The sequence below is a fragment of the Bacteroides sp. AM23-12 genome (assembly GCF_003434395.1).
GTDB classification, from domain to species: Bacteria; Bacteroidota; Bacteroidia; order Bacteroidales; family Bacteroidaceae; genus Bacteroides; species Bacteroides thetaiotaomicron.
In genome coordinates this window covers 242,213-258,908 of record NZ_QTLF01000003.1, presented here as the reverse complement: position 1 = coordinate 258,908, position 16,696 = coordinate 242,213, and the positions used below count along the sequence as shown (strand labels likewise).

7 protein-coding genes are annotated in these 16,696 nt (G+C 40.7%); 1 reads left to right on the top strand and 6 read right to left on the bottom strand.

What is annotated here, in order from left to right:
• Positions 1 to 117: 117 nt before the first annotated feature.
• Positions 118 to 4,383: a glycoside hydrolase family 2 TIM barrel-domain containing protein gene (locus tag DW640_RS04790; protein ID WP_117577470.1), complete on the top strand. Its 4,266-nt coding sequence runs from the start codon at positions 118 to 120 to the stop codon at positions 4,381 to 4,383.
• Positions 4,384 to 4,485: 102 nt separating this feature from the next.
• On the opposite strand, the gene DW640_RS04785 is transcribed toward DW640_RS04790, so the two are convergent.
• The 6 genes from DW640_RS04785 to DW640_RS04760 all read right to left on the bottom strand — a co-directional run bounded on the left by DW640_RS04785 (position 4,486) and on the right by DW640_RS04760 (position 16,687).
• Entirely contained in the window at positions 4,486 to 6,438 is a 1,953-nt protein-coding gene (locus DW640_RS04785) for a glycoside hydrolase family 97 protein (RefSeq protein ID WP_117577468.1), read from the bottom strand.
• A gap of 267 nt (positions 6,439 to 6,705) precedes the next feature.
• A complete protein-coding gene (locus DW640_RS04780; RefSeq protein WP_022471716.1) occupies positions 6,706 to 8,946 on the bottom strand; it encodes a GH92 family glycosyl hydrolase in 2,241 nt (746 codons plus the stop codon).
• A 27-nt stretch (positions 8,947 to 8,973) separates the two neighbouring features.
• Entirely contained in the window at positions 8,974 to 10,518 is a 1,545-nt protein-coding gene (locus tag DW640_RS04775) for a glycoside hydrolase family 76 protein (protein ID WP_055229120.1), read from the bottom strand.
• Positions 10,519 to 10,531: 13 nt separating this feature from the next.
• A complete protein-coding gene (locus tag DW640_RS04770; RefSeq protein WP_055229119.1) occupies positions 10,532 to 11,536 on the bottom strand; it encodes a DUF4973 domain-containing protein in 1,005 nt (334 codons plus the stop codon).
• A 19-nt stretch (positions 11,537 to 11,555) separates the two neighbouring features.
• Positions 11,556 to 13,586, bottom strand: coding sequence for a RagB/SusD family nutrient uptake outer membrane protein (locus tag DW640_RS04765; RefSeq protein ID WP_117577466.1), 2,031 nt, complete (start codon positions 13,584 to 13,586; stop codon positions 11,556 to 11,558).
• Between the two features lie 11 nt (positions 13,587 to 13,597).
• Positions 13,598 to 16,687, bottom strand: coding sequence for a TonB-dependent receptor (locus tag DW640_RS04760; protein ID WP_117577464.1), 3,090 nt, complete (start codon positions 16,685 to 16,687; stop codon positions 13,598 to 13,600).
• Positions 16,688 to 16,696: the final 9 nt, after the last annotated feature.

The window sequence follows — 16,696 nt, the reverse complement described above, 5'->3', positions numbered from 1 at the left end:
TAATAATGTCACAAATTTATGGTATGAAATAGGTAAAAGCCGCTACATTTGTAATCGAATGAATTTTAGGAATATATTATAGAAGAACATTTAAACTAAATAACTCAATCAATTATTATGAAACTACGAATCATGCGAAGTGCATGGATTGCACTTTTGTTTATGTCTTTATCTGTAACAGCACAAACCACGGATAAGCCGGAGTGGAGCAATGAGTATGTCTCGGGAGTCAATAAGGAAGAAGCAGTTCAGATTGCTATTCCTTTTACCGATGAACAACAAGCAATGAATCTGACTATTGAAGAGTCACCTTATTACAAAACGCTGAATGGAATATGGAAATTTCATTGGGTGGCTGACCCGAAAGACCGACCGCAGGATTTCTGTAAACCGGAATATGATGTAAGCCAATGGGATAATATTAAAGTCCCTGCAACCTGGCAGATAGAGGCCGTAAGACATAATAAAAACTGGGATAAGCCCTTATATTGCAATGTGATTTATCCTTTTTGTGAGTGGGATTGGAAAAAGATTCAGTGGCCTAATGTAATTCAACCTCGTCCGTCTAACTATACTTTTGCGACGATGCCTAATCCTGTCGGTAGTTATCGCAGGGAGTTTATATTGCCTGATTCATGGAAAGGACGTGACATCTTTATTCGTTTTAATGGGGTAGAAGCCGGTTTTTATATTTGGGTGAATGGTAAAAAGGTCGGCTATTCGGAGGACAGCTACCTGCCTGCCGAATTTAATCTGACTCCTTATCTGAAAGCTGGAAAGAATGTTCTTGCTGTCGAGGTGTATCGCTTTACAGATGGTAGCTTTCTGGAGTGTCAGGATTTCTGGCGTTTCAGCGGTATATTCAGAGATGTATTTCTGTGGTCGGCTCCTAAAACGCAAATCAGAGACTTCTTCTTCCGTACGGATTTAGACAAGGAGTATAAAAATGCATCCGTCTCTCTGGATATAGATATTACAGGTAAAAGAAGTAATAACGAGATTCAAGTGAAGGTGACGGATCAGAATGGTAAAGAGATTGCTACCCAAAATGCGCGTGCTGTAACGGGAACGAATAAACTTCAGTTTGAGGTTGTGAATCCTTTGAAATGGACGGCAGAAACGCCCAACCTTTATAATCTCACTATTCTTTTAAAGCAAAAAGGGAAAACTGTAGATATTCGTAGTGTCAAGGTCGGTTTTCGTAAGATTGAACTGGCGCAAGATGGTCGGCTGTTGATTAATGGAAAATCAACTTTGTTTAAGGGAGTTGACAGACACGACCATAGTTCGGAGAATGGTCGTACGGTATCTAAAGAAGAAATGGAAAAAGATGTACAGTTGATGAAGTCATTGAATATTAATGCTGTACGTACTTCTCATTATCCTAATAATCCTTATTTCTATGATTTATGTGACAGATATGGTATATATGTTCTTTCCGAAGCCAATGTAGAATGCCATGGTCTTATGGCATTGTCCTCTGAACCTTCATGGGTGAAAGCATTTACGGAACGCAGTGAGAATATGGTGCGACGCTATAAAAATCATGCTTCTATAGTCATGTGGTCGTTGGGCAACGAATCCGGTAATGGCATTAACTTTAAATCTGCTGCAGAGGCTGTTAAGAAGCTCGATGATACCCGTCCTACTCACTATGAAGGTAATAGCTCTTATTGCGATGTAACCAGTTCTATGTACCCCGATGTGCAATGGCTGGAAAGCGTAGGGAAGGAGCGTTTACAGAAATTCCAGAATGGAGAAACGGTCAAACCTCATGTGGTTTGTGAATATGCTCATGCGATGGGTAATTCAATCGGGAATTTCAAGGAATATTGGGAAACTTACGAGCGCTATCCTGCACTTGTCGGTGGCTTTATCTGGGACTGGGTAGATCAAAGTATTAAGATGCCTGCTCCGGATGATTCCGGTTATTATATGGCCTTCGGAGGAGATTTTGGAGATACACCGAATGACGGTAATTTTTGCACGAATGGCGTAATCTTTTCCGATCGTACATACTCTGCCAAGGCATACGAGGTGAAAAAAATACATCAGCCTGTATGGGTTGAGGCTATGGGAAATGGGACGTATAAACTGACTAATAAGAGATTTCATGCAGGGTTGGATGACTTATATGGAAGGTATGAGATTGAAGAGGATGGAAAAGTTGTATTCTCGGCTAATCTGGAAGAATTGTCCTTGAACGCACAGGACAGTAAGGTCATTACTATAGCTGATAATCAGATCAATAAAATTCCGGGAGCCGAATACTTTATAAAGTTCCGCTTCTGTCAAAAGCAAGATACTGAATGGGAAAAGGCTGGATATGAGGTAGCATCAGAGCAATTCAAACTTTCTGATAGTGCGAAGCCTGTATTTAAAGCAGGAGAAGGTAGTATTGATCTGATAGAGACTGATGATGCATATCTGGTAAAAGGCTCGCAGTTTGAAGCGTCTTTTTCAAAGCAGCAGGGAACGATCTCTTCTTATACATTAAATGAATTGCCCATGATTAGTAAAGGGTTGGAATTGAATGCTTTCCGTGCTCCTACTGATAATGATAAGCAAGTGGATGGTGACTGGTATCAGAAAGGCTTGTATCAGATGACTCTTGAACCTGGACATTGGAATGTGCGGAAAGAAGATAATAAGGTAACTCTGCAGATAGAGAATCTATATCGGGGAAAAACGGGTTTTGATTATCGAACTAATATAGAATATACGGTGGCTGCCGATGGTTCTATTTTGGTTAATAGCACTATTATTCCTTCAACAAAAGGTGTAATTATTCCCCGTATTGGTTATCGTATGGAACTTCCGGAAGGCTTTGAACGCATGCGTTGGTATGGTCGCGGACCGTTGGAAAACTATGTTGACCGAAAAGATGCCACTTACGTAGGCGTGTATGATGAGTTAGTATCTGATCAATGGGTGAACTATGTCAGAGCACAGGAAATGGGTAATCGCGAGGATCTGCGTTGGATTTCAATAACCAATCCTGATGGAATAGGCTTTGTCTTTATTGCAGGTGATAAGATGTCTGCTTCTGCTTTGCATGCAACAGCGCAGGATATGGTTGACTCTGCCAATCATCGTAGGTTGCTTCATAAGTATGAAGTACCGATGCGTAAAGAAACTGTTCTTTGTCTGGATGCTAATCAGCGTCCGCTTGGTAATGCCAGTTGTGGTCCTGGCCCGATGCAAAAGTATGAACTTCGTTCCCAGCCTACTGTTTTCAGTTTTATCATACTACCTTTGGAGAGAAGTTATTCGACAGAAGAACTTATAAAGAAGGCACGCGTACAGATGCCCGTATGTATGCCTGTATTGATAGAAAGAGATAACAATGGTTATTTGAATTTAAAGACTAATACTCCCGGAGCTACTGTTCATTATAGTCTGAATGGCGGAGAAGAGAAGATATATACTGAACCTTTCGAATTTATTTCTGGTGGTCATGTGGAAGCATATGCCGTTTCAGAACAATTAGGAAAAAGTGCGGGAACTTCAGCTGAATTTCCGATATATGTGGATCGTTCACTGTGGAAAATTGTATCAGTTAGTAGTGAGAATGGGGGTGAAGAGGCCCGTAACGCAATCGATGGTGATCTGAATACTATCTGGCATAGTCGGTGGAATGATCCTGTGGCTAAACATCCCCACGAAATAGTAGTGGATATGTCTTCATCACTTGAGATTGATAAGTTTATTTATCAACCTCGTAACTCTGAGAACGGACGTATCAAGGACTATGAGCTCTATTTCAGTAAAGATGGAAAGAACTGGGAAAACAAGACTAAAGGTCGTTTTGAAAATTCATCTTCTGCACAGTTTGTAACATTGGAGAAACCAATTGTGGCACGTTACTTTAAATTGATTGCTTTATCTGAAATTTATGGTCGGGATTGGGCTTCGGCAGCAGAATTAAATGTCAATGCAGTCCGTAATTTATCGGGTGCATCTGAAGAGAGACAGAAGGTTGTATATGTGGATAGTGATGCTGATGGAAGTATGAAATTGGCTGCGGATGGTGATATTAATACATTCTGGCATACGGTACATAACCAGTTCTATCTGGCTCCTTATCCTCATGAGATACAGGTTGCATTAGCTAAAGAAACTACAGTAAAAGGTCTTAAATATACACCTCGTCAGGATTCTTCGGAAGGTAGAATCGGTAAATATGAAGTGTATATCAGCCATGATGGCAAGGAGTGGGGAAAAGCTGTGGCTTCTGGTACATTTGCCGATTCAAAGGAAGTACAGACTGTTGAATTTAATCCATGTAAAGCACGTTATGTAAAACTTCAGGCTCTGTCTGCTGTCATTAAAGAGGCTAAGATGGCTGCTGTGGCAGAGTTAGAGGTTCTCTTGGCTGAATAGGAAAAGCGATAAAGAGTGTTATGAAAAAGAGAGACTGCCTCATTTTTTGATTGGAGGCAGTCTCTTTTTTATGGGAGATATCTTGATTTCTACAGTATAGGCTTATTCGAGAACAGCTGCAAACCCACCATTTCTAGCCATTTTGACAGAAAGCTTTTGATTCTTATTCATTGTTGCCGATTTCATACGGTAATCCATTGCCTGATATCCTGCATTTATTCCATCCTCAAACGAGGTTACACGGTAGGTCTTGCCATCTTTCAGGAAGTCGAGATTTATTTCAAATTCTCTTTCATTTTCCTTATCATTAGTCATCCCACCAATAAACCATTTCTCTCCTTTACGCTTCGCAACGATTACATATTCACCTACTTTGGCTTCCAGAACAACTGTTTCATCCCATGTTACAGGTACTTGGGTAATGAAACGAGTGCAATCTTCATTGCGGTAATATAAGGTCGGATTGTCTGCCAACATTTGTAAACCGCTTTCGAATATGACGAATAAAGCCATTTGGTATGCACGGGTACCGATACTTGCAGAGTTAGGACGTTCGGAACGATAGATATTCGGTTGCATACTGATCATAGCTCCAGGAGTGTAATCCATAGGGCCTACCGCATTTCTCATGAAAGGCAAGTAGATGCTATTCTCCGGCTTACAGCCTCCCATTTGTTCCATGCCTCTGACCCCTTCATAGGATAATACATTGGGATACTTGTATTCCAGTCCGGCCGGCTTGAATGATCCATGGAAGTCAACAAATAAATGATGTCTGGCTGCTTCTTGGGCTACTCGTTCGTAGTAGTTAACCATCCATTGATCGCTGCGGTCCATGAAGTCTATTTTTACTCCCTTTATTCCCCATTCATTGAATGTTTTGAAAAGGTCAAAATTCTTTTCTACTGTTAACCAAGTCAGCCAAAGGACAATACCCACATTCTTTTCTTTTCCATAACGAATCAGCTCATGAAGGTCTACGTCCGGATTAGGAGTGTAAGGATCGCGTGTACTCTTGGCCCATCCTTCATCCATAATAATGTAAGGGATTCCGAACTTGGATGCGAAATCAATGAAGTATTTGTATGTTTCCAAATTACAACCAGCTTTAAAGGTTACATCTTGCCCATACGGGGTTGCTCCGTTCCACCATTCCCAACTTACTTGCCCTGGTTTTATCCATGACACATCTTCTAACTGATTCTTATCAGCCAGTTTATAGGTCATAGTGTTCTCAACTAATTGCTTGTCTTCCTTGGTAATGACAAAGTAGCGCCATGGAAAGTTCCTTTTTCCACTTGTTTTAGCGATATATTCCGCTTCTTTTTCGATTTTGAGGCTGCGGTCTCCGTCTTCACCAAATGCAAGGGGGACTTTTGGAAAAATGGAGGATATGCCATTGGTCCCGTTTCCTTTCAGAAACATGCAAGGATAGTCCGACAGATCAGATTCACTGATTAGTATCTTATATGATTTACGTGTATCAATGAGAACTGGAAGTACGGACATTTTATCCGATGGTTTCCATGAGTGACTGGAAATGTGTGTGTACGGCTCTTCATAAGCTGTTTTGAACCCTCCCGGCTGTTGGAGATGTAATAAATAGTCTGTCGGGAACTGCAATGAAAGGTCTTCTCCCAATACTTCGATTTCTCTTTTTTGGCGGGTGATAAAACGATAGGCTATTCCATCGTTAAAAGCACGGAATTCTACTGAGTAGTTTCCTTTAAAATTGAGTAGAAGTTGGTTATATTCGTTATTGATCGTTGAAAATTTCAGTGGAATGACAGGGGTTAAGGTTTCTTTTATTTTGTTCTGTTTTTGTCCGGACAGTTTGGGATGTTCGCCCAATATTTTATCTTTTAGTTTAAGTTGGAGATAATTGTCTTTCAACAGAACTTCATCATTACAGGCTACGTCATAGTAGATTTTGTCGGTGAGGCGGACGGATACTTGTATTTCTCCGTTCGGGGAACTTAACTTTATTTTTTCTTGTGCTTGTACATTGGATACTAAATAATAAACAAGCAAGGGTAAAAGAAAATACTTTTTCATTTTTCTTAAATAGTTATGTTGTCGTTTAATGTATTGATTACTAATATTGAGCAAATATAAACAAATTGAAATAGATAATAGTATACTAAATAAAATAGTTTTCTGCTTGGGTAATATGAGGGTATGCTTTTATTTAATCAAAGAGCAAATACAGGAAGTGAAGTATTGACTTGAATGTTTAGTTGTGAAAATAAATAAGCTGTTCATCAACTTCTGCAAAGTCATTGATGAACAGCTTATTTATTTTTCTAAGAATTAGTAAGATTATTATTTATCGGACATAGATGGAGGTAATTCTCCTGTTCTTGACCATTTTGACGGTTTCGATCCCATTACAAATTCTAGTGTACCTCCTTCACATATGTCTTTATGACAGAACCAGTTTTTGTTAAGTGGTTTGCCATTCAAGGTCGCTGATTGAATGTAGATATTTTTGTCGTTATTCTTTTTTGTTATAACCTTCAGGGTTTTACCATTTTCAAGATGTATAGTAACTGTATTAAATACAGGGCTTGAAATAAGATATGTGTCCTGGCCTGCATTAGGATAAAATCCTATAGAATGAAAAGCATACCAGGCAGACATAGAACCGGAATCATCGTTACCCGGTATTCCGTCACGTGTCGTTTTATATCTATTTTTTAAAATATACCGTACAATCTCGGCTGTTTTGTCTTGCCTGTTTACATAATTGTATAATGACGGAATTAAGAATCCTGGTTCATTGGCTATTTGGAATAATCCTATGTGATAACGTTGGTCCCATATCTTGTGGGTAAAAAAGGTATCTAGTCTTTGAGTGAAAATCTCTTCTCCGCCGCACTTTTGGATTAAACTTTTCATATCATGGGGTACATAGAATGACAACTCAAAAGAGAAAGTCTCATAAGTAGGTTCTCCCCAATTACCGCTTTTTAAGGTACTGAAATGCTCTTTATCCCAGTACTTTCCCTCTTCGTTTCTTGGCCATGCAAAGCCCGAAAATCCCAAACTTGTTATCCTATCATTCCATGTGTTTTGCCAGTTAGATGCATTTTTATAGTATTTATTGGCAATATCTTGTTTCCCTAAACGATCGGCTACCGTAGCGATAGCAAAATCACAATTAGAGTATTCAAAAGTACGTGTCAAGCATCTTTCATAAGCTGAAGAAACATAACCTAATGAGTTATAGTCTGCTAAACCTCCACGGCCTTCTTTTCTTTCATCTCCTCCGGGAGCTACTTCTGCATTTTTCAACATAGCTTGTAAGCCTGCTCCATAATCAATCCCTTGTAGATTCTTTACCATTGCATCGGCAATCAGAATATCACAATTACTTCCTCCTTGAACACGACCATTATCATTACCACTACGTGCATCAGGCATGTACCCTTCATTGCGGTATATGTCAATAAGTGAACGTACCATATTTGATTGGACGGAAGGGGTAAGCAATGTAAATAATGGATGGGTAGCACGGAAGGTATCCCAAATGGCATAGAAATCATCAAAGTTCGGTTCTGTTGATATCCATTTCGGATTTTCTCCGGTCTTGTCTACTGGCTGGAGATAGCAATGATACAAAGCTGTGTATAGTTTAATTTTGTCTTCTTCTTTTCCTGTGACTTCTATTTTATTTAAGATATTATTCCATTCGGACACAGCCTGAGTATGTACTTTGTTGAAGTCCCAAGTTGTTATCTGCTTCAGGTTTTCTTTAGCTTTGCCACAACTGATATAGGAGATACCGACACGTACGTTGATTTTTTGGTTTTCAGAGGTCGAATAGCTCAAATAAGCACCTGTTTTTTCGCCTGAATCGAATTGTTCGTTAATATTCGGCATTAAAGTATTTCCTTTCCATGTGCCGAAGCTTTCTGCCGGTGTATCTGTTTCTGCATAGAAATAGACTGTATAGGCTTCTCCTTCATTCCAGCCTCCGCGTACACGGGTGTATCCTTCTATTGTTGAGTTGGAAAGTATGCGTACTTCCGAACCTACAATTCTTTGAGTTTCGCATATTTGTAAGGCTAGACAACTGCCTAGATCAAAAAGAATTTTGGAGTCTTTGCTTGAGGGGAAAGTATATTCATGAAAACCGGCTTTGCTCAATGCTGTCAGCCGGGCTGCCGTGCGATAACGCGGCAACTCAACTTTGTATTCTCCTAAAACGGTATTCTCGTTGGCACGGGGGGAAGAATAGTCTTCTAAATGTATATCTCCGGTCAGAGGTAACATTAATACGTTGCCATATTTGCATCCTCCGCCTGTTCCGCTTACATGAGTATGGCTGAAGCCGTGTATATTGCCGTCAGGATTCCATCCGGCGTTCCAATCTTTATTGCCGCAATCGGGACCTAATTTTACCATTCCAAACGGAGTACATACTCCCGGAAAAACATTGCCGCCTCCATCTACGCCGATGAAAGGGTCTACATAGCGTGCATTGCCTGTCACGGTTTGTGCTCCGGCACTTGTTACTGCCATCCATGTAGCAATACAAATTAATAGTTTTGTTTTTAACATATCTATTCGCTTTTGATTATTTTCAAATTACAATAAGACGGTCTGGTCTTTGCCAGACTCCCAGATAGCCAAAAGGGCATATAACTCAACGAGTGACGCTTGCCTCAGAATCTCCCATTTATTCATTGAAACAGCTCCGCTTAAATCCTCGTCATTGATTAGACCACTAATGTGATGTGCCTTACCAAACCATGCGTGCAACATTGTGTTGCGCACATCTTCCAGATATGAGGGATTCTTATCAATGGAATAAAGTTCGAAGAATCCGCGGCACATGACGGTGTTAAACCAGGCATGCCCCGGTGCCAGAATATTAAAATCACGTTGCAGAACTTCTGAATGATAGGAAGTAAACCACTTTTTGTGGCAAGCTTCCGCAATTTGATGTGCTGCTGTCAAATACGACTCATTCTTGGTTATTTTATAAAGAAGGCAGGCTAATTGCAATGGTTGTCCTGAATTATAAGAATATTTATTCGTCTCCATACGCCCAGGTTGGGTGGGGTCTTCTGGATCAGGAGAAACATTGTCGTAATACAGATGGTCGCTAGGGTCCTGCATATAGGCTTGCAGCCAGTTGAAGCATTCAATAGCTTTATCCAGGTATTTCTGCTCATGGGTTAGTTGATAGAGCTTACAACTCAATACACCCGTCGGGGCAGTTGAACAAGTGTGCTTTGACTTGCTCGGTTCATTCAGCTCTTTCCAATGAACTCCGCCACCGCAAGTATTGTCCCATCCGTATTGTGATAGATAGTCCCAGACGGCTTTGGCTTGATTTAAATAGCGCACATCTTTAGATATGGCATACCATTTTGCCATATCCAGTCCTATCCATACATTGTCATCATAAAAACGGTCGTTTCCCGAATCCGGATATACACTATATGCTGTGCGTCCATGGTCTGTTACCCAAAAATGTTGGATTCCCTTGAACATATCATCTTCTAAAGAACGATAATATTCTTCCTGTTCCGTGTCTACGGATGCTTCTCTCAAGGCAACAAATGCGGATAATCCTCCCCCTTGTCCCCATACGACTGCATCTCCGTCCCAATATCCTTGTTCTTTAGGATAATATGTTTGCCAACATGTCCTAGGTCCTTTATGATAATAGTATTTTATGACACATGTCATCATAGAGTGGGCGCAGTCGAACATACTTGTCTTTACATACTCGAATGTGCTCGCAAGTTGGCTTTTGCTTTCCGAGCGTAGCTCATTGGCTCCTATCAAGGTGATTGCAACCTCATATGTCCCTTCTGCAGGAACTTGCAATAAGTAATTTCCTCCATACTTATAGTTGTCACCATTCAGCACAATAGTAGTCCATTCTCCGTTTTCTCCAGACTCCGTATTCCGATAAGCTATTTCTATCTGTATGTCTTTCACATAATTTGTTCTTATGAATTTCACCAGAATTTCTTTTTCCCGGCTTGTTTTGTATACTTCCAGTTGTCCCACCGGATCAATCTTCTGGATATCTTTGTCTTCCACAGAATCGTCACTGCAAGATAGTACTGTGCATACCATGGCTAATAAAGATATAAAAATGATGTTTAATCTCTTCATAAACAAATTCTTTTTACCATTGGATTGCCTGGTCCTGATCCGGTATTGTTATATTAATCTTACGTTCCATAGTTAATGAACCTTCCGCTCGATAAGAAGTAGGTACATTTGACGTAGTTATGTCATCATATGTATATTTGATATATAATACATAATAACGATGCATCAGGTAGGGTTGATTGGTATCCATTTCATCCCAAATCTCGTAGGTCGGATGCTCTGTGAGCTGGAAGTTTATTGAAGAATTTGCCGCCGTTATTGTCAGATTCCCTTTCTTTTTAGTCTCCGTAACCTCTGAAGGTTCTTCAAATTTTACATTGATTTTATAAGTTTCCCTATCTATTGCATTATCTTCTTTCGTACCTGCATAGAAGAATACAGTGTTTTCGTCTACGACATGTGCTCTACGATTGTCTACTACCAATGGATCATTGCTCGAATTGGCAAAATAGATGTTCATGGCAGTTGCCGAGTAATTTCCTGAATAATCATTGAATGGTAATACATGAAGCAGGGCTTTTCGCCATCCTTTCCGTTTGTTGGTAATGTACGAGGGGTCCTCCTCAATTGTCAATGGCAACACCCACTCTTTCGAAAGGTTCATTTCTGAAAACTTAAACTTGATAGGGAATAGTTCCTTTCTTGAACCTGCCGGAATATGGCAGGTGGCGGAAGGAAATTCGTAATTCTCCTGTGGTAGTAAGTTATACCATAAGTCTTTTCTGAGTTCGTGAAAGTTGGCTTCGTTCATGGCGTTCAACGTATCCGGGTCTACGGCAATCCGTACATCGAGATCCTTATCCAATGGAGTAGAACCACTGACTAGCACCGGAAGGTTGTAGATAACCTCACCATTAGGCTTGTAGCGGACGTAGATACTTGAAACCTCTCCATCATTAATTGGAGCTTTTAGTGAAACCATGTGAACATAAAGTTCGTCTTTCCATTCGTCATTGCATGCACTGAACGAAAGCAATGCGATAAACAATGTGGCTATATAAATATGTCTTTTTTTCATTCTTATTGTATATTTTAGATTAATCAAAAGTTTCCCATCCCGGCGCCTGTGTCATTTTGCGGTTTCTTTTTAATTCATTTTGTGGCATAGGCCAAAAGTACATCTTACGTGAGAAGTTTGCTTGTAGATTTTCTACTCGTATACGTTCATAAAAGCGTTCTTTTTTGCTTTCAGTCATCAGTACGTTATAGCCATAGATTTGTTCGGACTCTTCTACCGGAGCAAGCTTCCAGCGACGCAGGTCGTAGTAACGTTGATTCTCGCCCATGAATTCTACCTGACGTTCATGTATTAGTTTCTTACGGAACAATGTTTGGTCATTATATGTCTCCTCGTTGTAATCAGGAACTCCAGCACGCATCCTGACAGGCAAGACAGCTTTGCGGATTTCTTCTGTATTTCGCGAAACTGTAATTGGTTCTCCTTCCCAAGTTGTTACTTCGTAGCTACTACTCGGAGTCAATTCGTTTAGGGCTTCCGCATACATCAGCAGGATGTCGGTATAGCGAAGTGGTATGTCTACTTTATCATAGATTCTTCCGTTGTTCGTGTTGCAGTCGTTAGGGCTGACAAATTTCATGACACCTATTCCTGTAGGAATCCAGTAGTCGGAACTGTTTTTTCTTCCGTTATCGCTACCTCTGTAGTACCATACCTGTTGGTTGCGTCTATCTCCATCTTGCGCACTTGCCAATGCCCAAAAAGCACCGTTGAATGCTACGCTGGCATAGAAACGCGGTTCGCGGTTCGCATATTCTTTCCATACTCTCGGACGTATCTGCGGGTAAAGTCCGCGGTTGTATTCATCTTCCGAGACGAAACGTTTGTCTACTTCGCAAGTGTCTAGGAATGTTTCTAGATTGAAGCTACTTCCGTCTGCCATATCATAGGCATCACACTGTTTGATTGTCAGTCCGTGGCGGTTTCTTCCTCCGGCATTTGTGGGTAAATGATCGAGAACAAGATCTCTGACTTGATCATTTAATGCATTGTTTCCTCGTGTAAATATCAATTCCGGATTTTCGGTAGCATACAAGTCTCCATTGAAAATAGAGCGATAAGAGGCGAACGGGTCAATGTCAGCCCATCCTTCCGGGAAATCTTTGTTGGAGTATACAGAGTGATAGGGAGGTCTTACGGTTGCCGGATAAGCGTTATCTCCTTTAGATTGATAGGGAGCGGTGTATAGCTTGTATACACCGGTTGCGTTGGCTAGGTCAATGACATCTTTAGCCGCTGCCGCTGCTCTAGCCCACTTGCTTTCGTCATACGTCTGAGACATTAGCATGCGTCCTTGCCAATCAGTAAAATCAGAGAACTTATCGGAGTCACCGGGACGTGGGTTATTTATCGGACTTGCTGTATATAGAAGTACCTTTGCGCGTACCGCCAAGGCAGCTCCTTTCGTACTGCGATTGACATTCTGTCTGTCTCGTTTCTCAGGCAGTGATCGGGCCGCCAGTGCCATTTCCTCACTGATGTAGTTCACTACTTCATCGTAGCTACTGCGTGGATAGGACATGTCCATATAATCTTCATCAATACTGATTGTCTCTTCAGGAATTAGAGGAACTGGTCCGTATTTTCTTAGTAATAACCAATAAAAATAGCTTCTTAAAAAGCGGGCCTGTGCTTTATAGTCTGCAATTTCTACTTCTGACAGTTCTTCATTAATATCTATATTGTTGATTAAGATAGAAGCCTGGCGAATACCTTCGTAGCAACGGATGTATGAATTGTTTGTCCAGGTATTGTCATATTGTCCGAATTTGAAAGCATTGTAAGTTACGGCTCCGTCACTTTCATTAAAAATCATATCGTCTGCAAAATTAGTTGTGGAATAGCCGATACGTGTGATTTCTAAATTTGTTTCTAACAGACAGTTGTAGCATTTGGCCAGCCATTGTTCCGTAAAATTCTTGCTCTTGAAAATTTTCTCTTCACTTTGACGATCTTTAAAAAAACGTTCCACGCTCAAATAGTCTGAACAAGAAGAAATACCCAGCCCAATGACTAAAATGGCTATTGCGGATAATATATGTTTTTTCATCTGTTTTTGAATTAAATGTTAATTGTAAGTCCTAAGGTATATGATCTTGATAATGGATAAGCCTGACCGTTGGTGCTGCCCAGTTCCGGATCCCATAACTTAAAATTGGAGAATGTTATCAAGTTAGTTCCCATGAAGTATAAACGAACGTTGTTCAAGTGGATCTTATTGATAAGACTCTTCGGAATATTATATCCGATTTCTAGGTTTTTCAAGCGCAGATAAGAACCATTGCGAAGCCAATATGTAGACGGACGGTAGTTGTTACTATTGCCTCCATAGCTTAAACGCGGGTATTCTGCGTTCGGGTTTTCATTTTCACCTAATATCCAGCGGTTGGAGTTCGCCATGTCGGTGAGAATATTTCCCCAATCACCATTCTTGAAAGGATATACAGTAGGACCTTCGATACAGAAAGTTGATTTGCCTGCACCTTGGAAGAGGATGTTGATGTCAAATCCTTTCCATTCTGTGGAAAGACCGAAACCATAAATAAGATTTGGGCGATTGGTTGCACCGATAGGAACTTCGTCATTTTCATCTATCTTTCCGTCTCCGTTGACATCCGCATACTTGATATCACCTGGCATTACGTCGCCCCAGCTCTGTTTCGGACTGTCACGAATGTCATCATAATCTTTGAATAATCCTAGTGAAATAAGTCCGCGGGTTTGGTTAACACGGAAACCTTGTTGGCTTTTATAAGGGTAATTACTGAATTCTTCGTCATATTTCAGGATTTCACTCTTACTGTATGTAAAGTTACCTCGCAGTGTCAGATTCACATCTCCAATACGTTGTTTATATCCCACATTACCGTCGAATCCTTTGGAAACTACCGAGCCAATATTGGTAGATAACTTCATGCCTGTTCCTGTACCGTACATACCAACGGAGAGAGGGATATAGTTACGCTCTTGGTAAATACCGTCACGTTGTTCGTGAAAGTAGTCAATTGTACCGGTCAGCTTGTCATTGAACAATGCGAAGTCGATACCTATGTCATGCTTGGTTGCTATTTCCCAAGTGACAGCATTAGTTGCATAGTAAGTATAGGTCAATCCGTCGAACTGATAGCTTTGTCCTAGGTCTGCATAGTTGTAATTGTTGCTTGCTCCGAAAGTAGACAAGTAGGGAAAGCGTCTATCCATATTGTCATTACCTACTTTTCCGTAAGAATAACGTACTTTAAACATATTGATCCACGGTGATTTTTCTTTAATGAAAGACTCTTCTGCCATGTTCCAGGCTACAGAGTAAGCGGGGAAGAAACCGAACTGATGACCTGTTGCAAAGTTCTCGGATCCATTGTAACCAAAGTTAAAGTCAACGAAGTAACGGTACTTCCAACCATAGGTGAAACGTCCGGAAAGTCCTTGATGACGTCTGTCAATACCTTGCATAATGTCATCTTCCTTTTTTACAGAGGCATTGATTGTCTTATCTTGTGTATATTTCATTACGGCTCCCACCATGTGATTACCAAAGGTACGGTCGTAGTGCAACTCTGCTTCTAAATATTCTTTTCGTTCACCGGTTGAGTTAGCTTCTTGTGACATCAATTGTTCATCTCTGACTTTTCTCATCACAAGACTACCATCAGAAGCGCGGTTCTGTTCCGCTCTCCATAATTCTGGTATTTTTTTACGGTTGATCCACTGATAATTGTTAGTGTCGAATCCATAGCGTCCGATGAATTTTAGACCTTTGGTGATAAAACTGAAATCTTGTTCGAGAGTGATATTGGTCTGCAATTTATTATTCCATGTTTCTTGATAGCCGGTTTGTGTAGCAATGGTCCAAGGATTGATTTGTTCATCGTCCGAACCGAAAGCGGGCGTATATCCATTGGAATACATGATTGGTACTGAGACCGGGTTATAATTCATAGCAGAAGCCCAGATATTGCTTGACATACCCGGTTCGTTCTTTTTGTCTAATGAACCGGATACACCGACTTTTAGCAGTGTGGTTTTGGTGATATCCATATCCACGTTCAGACGGTAGTTCCAACGGCGATAGTTGGCGTTGGTATTATAGTCTTTTAGCCCTTTGTCTACTTTATACATACCACCTTCATCTACATAGCTTGCAGATACATAATAGCGTGCCAATGAACCACCGCCGTTCATGTTGATAGTGGCACGATAAGTAGGTGCTCCTTTTTTCAGGAGTACATCCATCCAGTCTACATTGGGATATAAGTCCTGGTCCAGTCCGTTACGGAGTATATACAATTTGTCTTCAGGGAAGAAAGGTTCTTGGTTACGAGTAGTACGTGCTTCATTCATCATTGAAGCATATGTATATCCGTCAATGAGGTCTGGGGTTATGGTACGTGTGTTGTAGGTTGTTTCTACTTTTGCATCGATTTGTACTTTTCCTCCTTTACCACGTTTAGTTGTTATTAATACTACACCATTGGCGCCACGCGAACCGTAGATTGCTGTGGCAGAAGCATCTTTGAGTACAGTGAAGGATTCTATATCCTCAATATTGAGTTCATTCATACTGCGTTCAAATCCGTCGACTAAAATCAAGGCACTTGAACCTGCTCCGAATGTCGAGATACCGCGAATCCAGAATTCGGAAATATTATTTCCGGGCTGTCCGGAAGTTTGGCGAGCCATTACACCTGCTATGTTACCTGCCAAAGCATTAGTAATGCTTGATGTGGAAGTCTTCAGTGTATTTATATCCACATTGGTAACGGCACCGGTCATCGTTATTTTTTTCTGTGCACCAGTACCTGTTACCACTACTTCATCCAAAGCAGTGGCAGTGGCTTCTTTCATTATGACCTTGATTGTTCTTTGTTCTTTTATCAGGACTTCCTGTTTTTCGAAACCGATGAAAGAGAAAACGAGTCTGTGGTAGGGTTCCATCTTGATTTTGAACTTGCCGTCTATGTCGGTGATGGCACCTAATCCCGGGATGTCTTTGATGATTACGTTGACACCAATTAATGGTTCTTTGGACTCGTCTGTCACGAGACCTTCAACCTCTATTCTGTTTGTTTGTACCTCTACCGAACTGTTTTGAGCATACACGCTGCATGTGCAACAGAACAGGAGGAGCAAGTTAAAAATATATTTTTTCATTCGGAATGT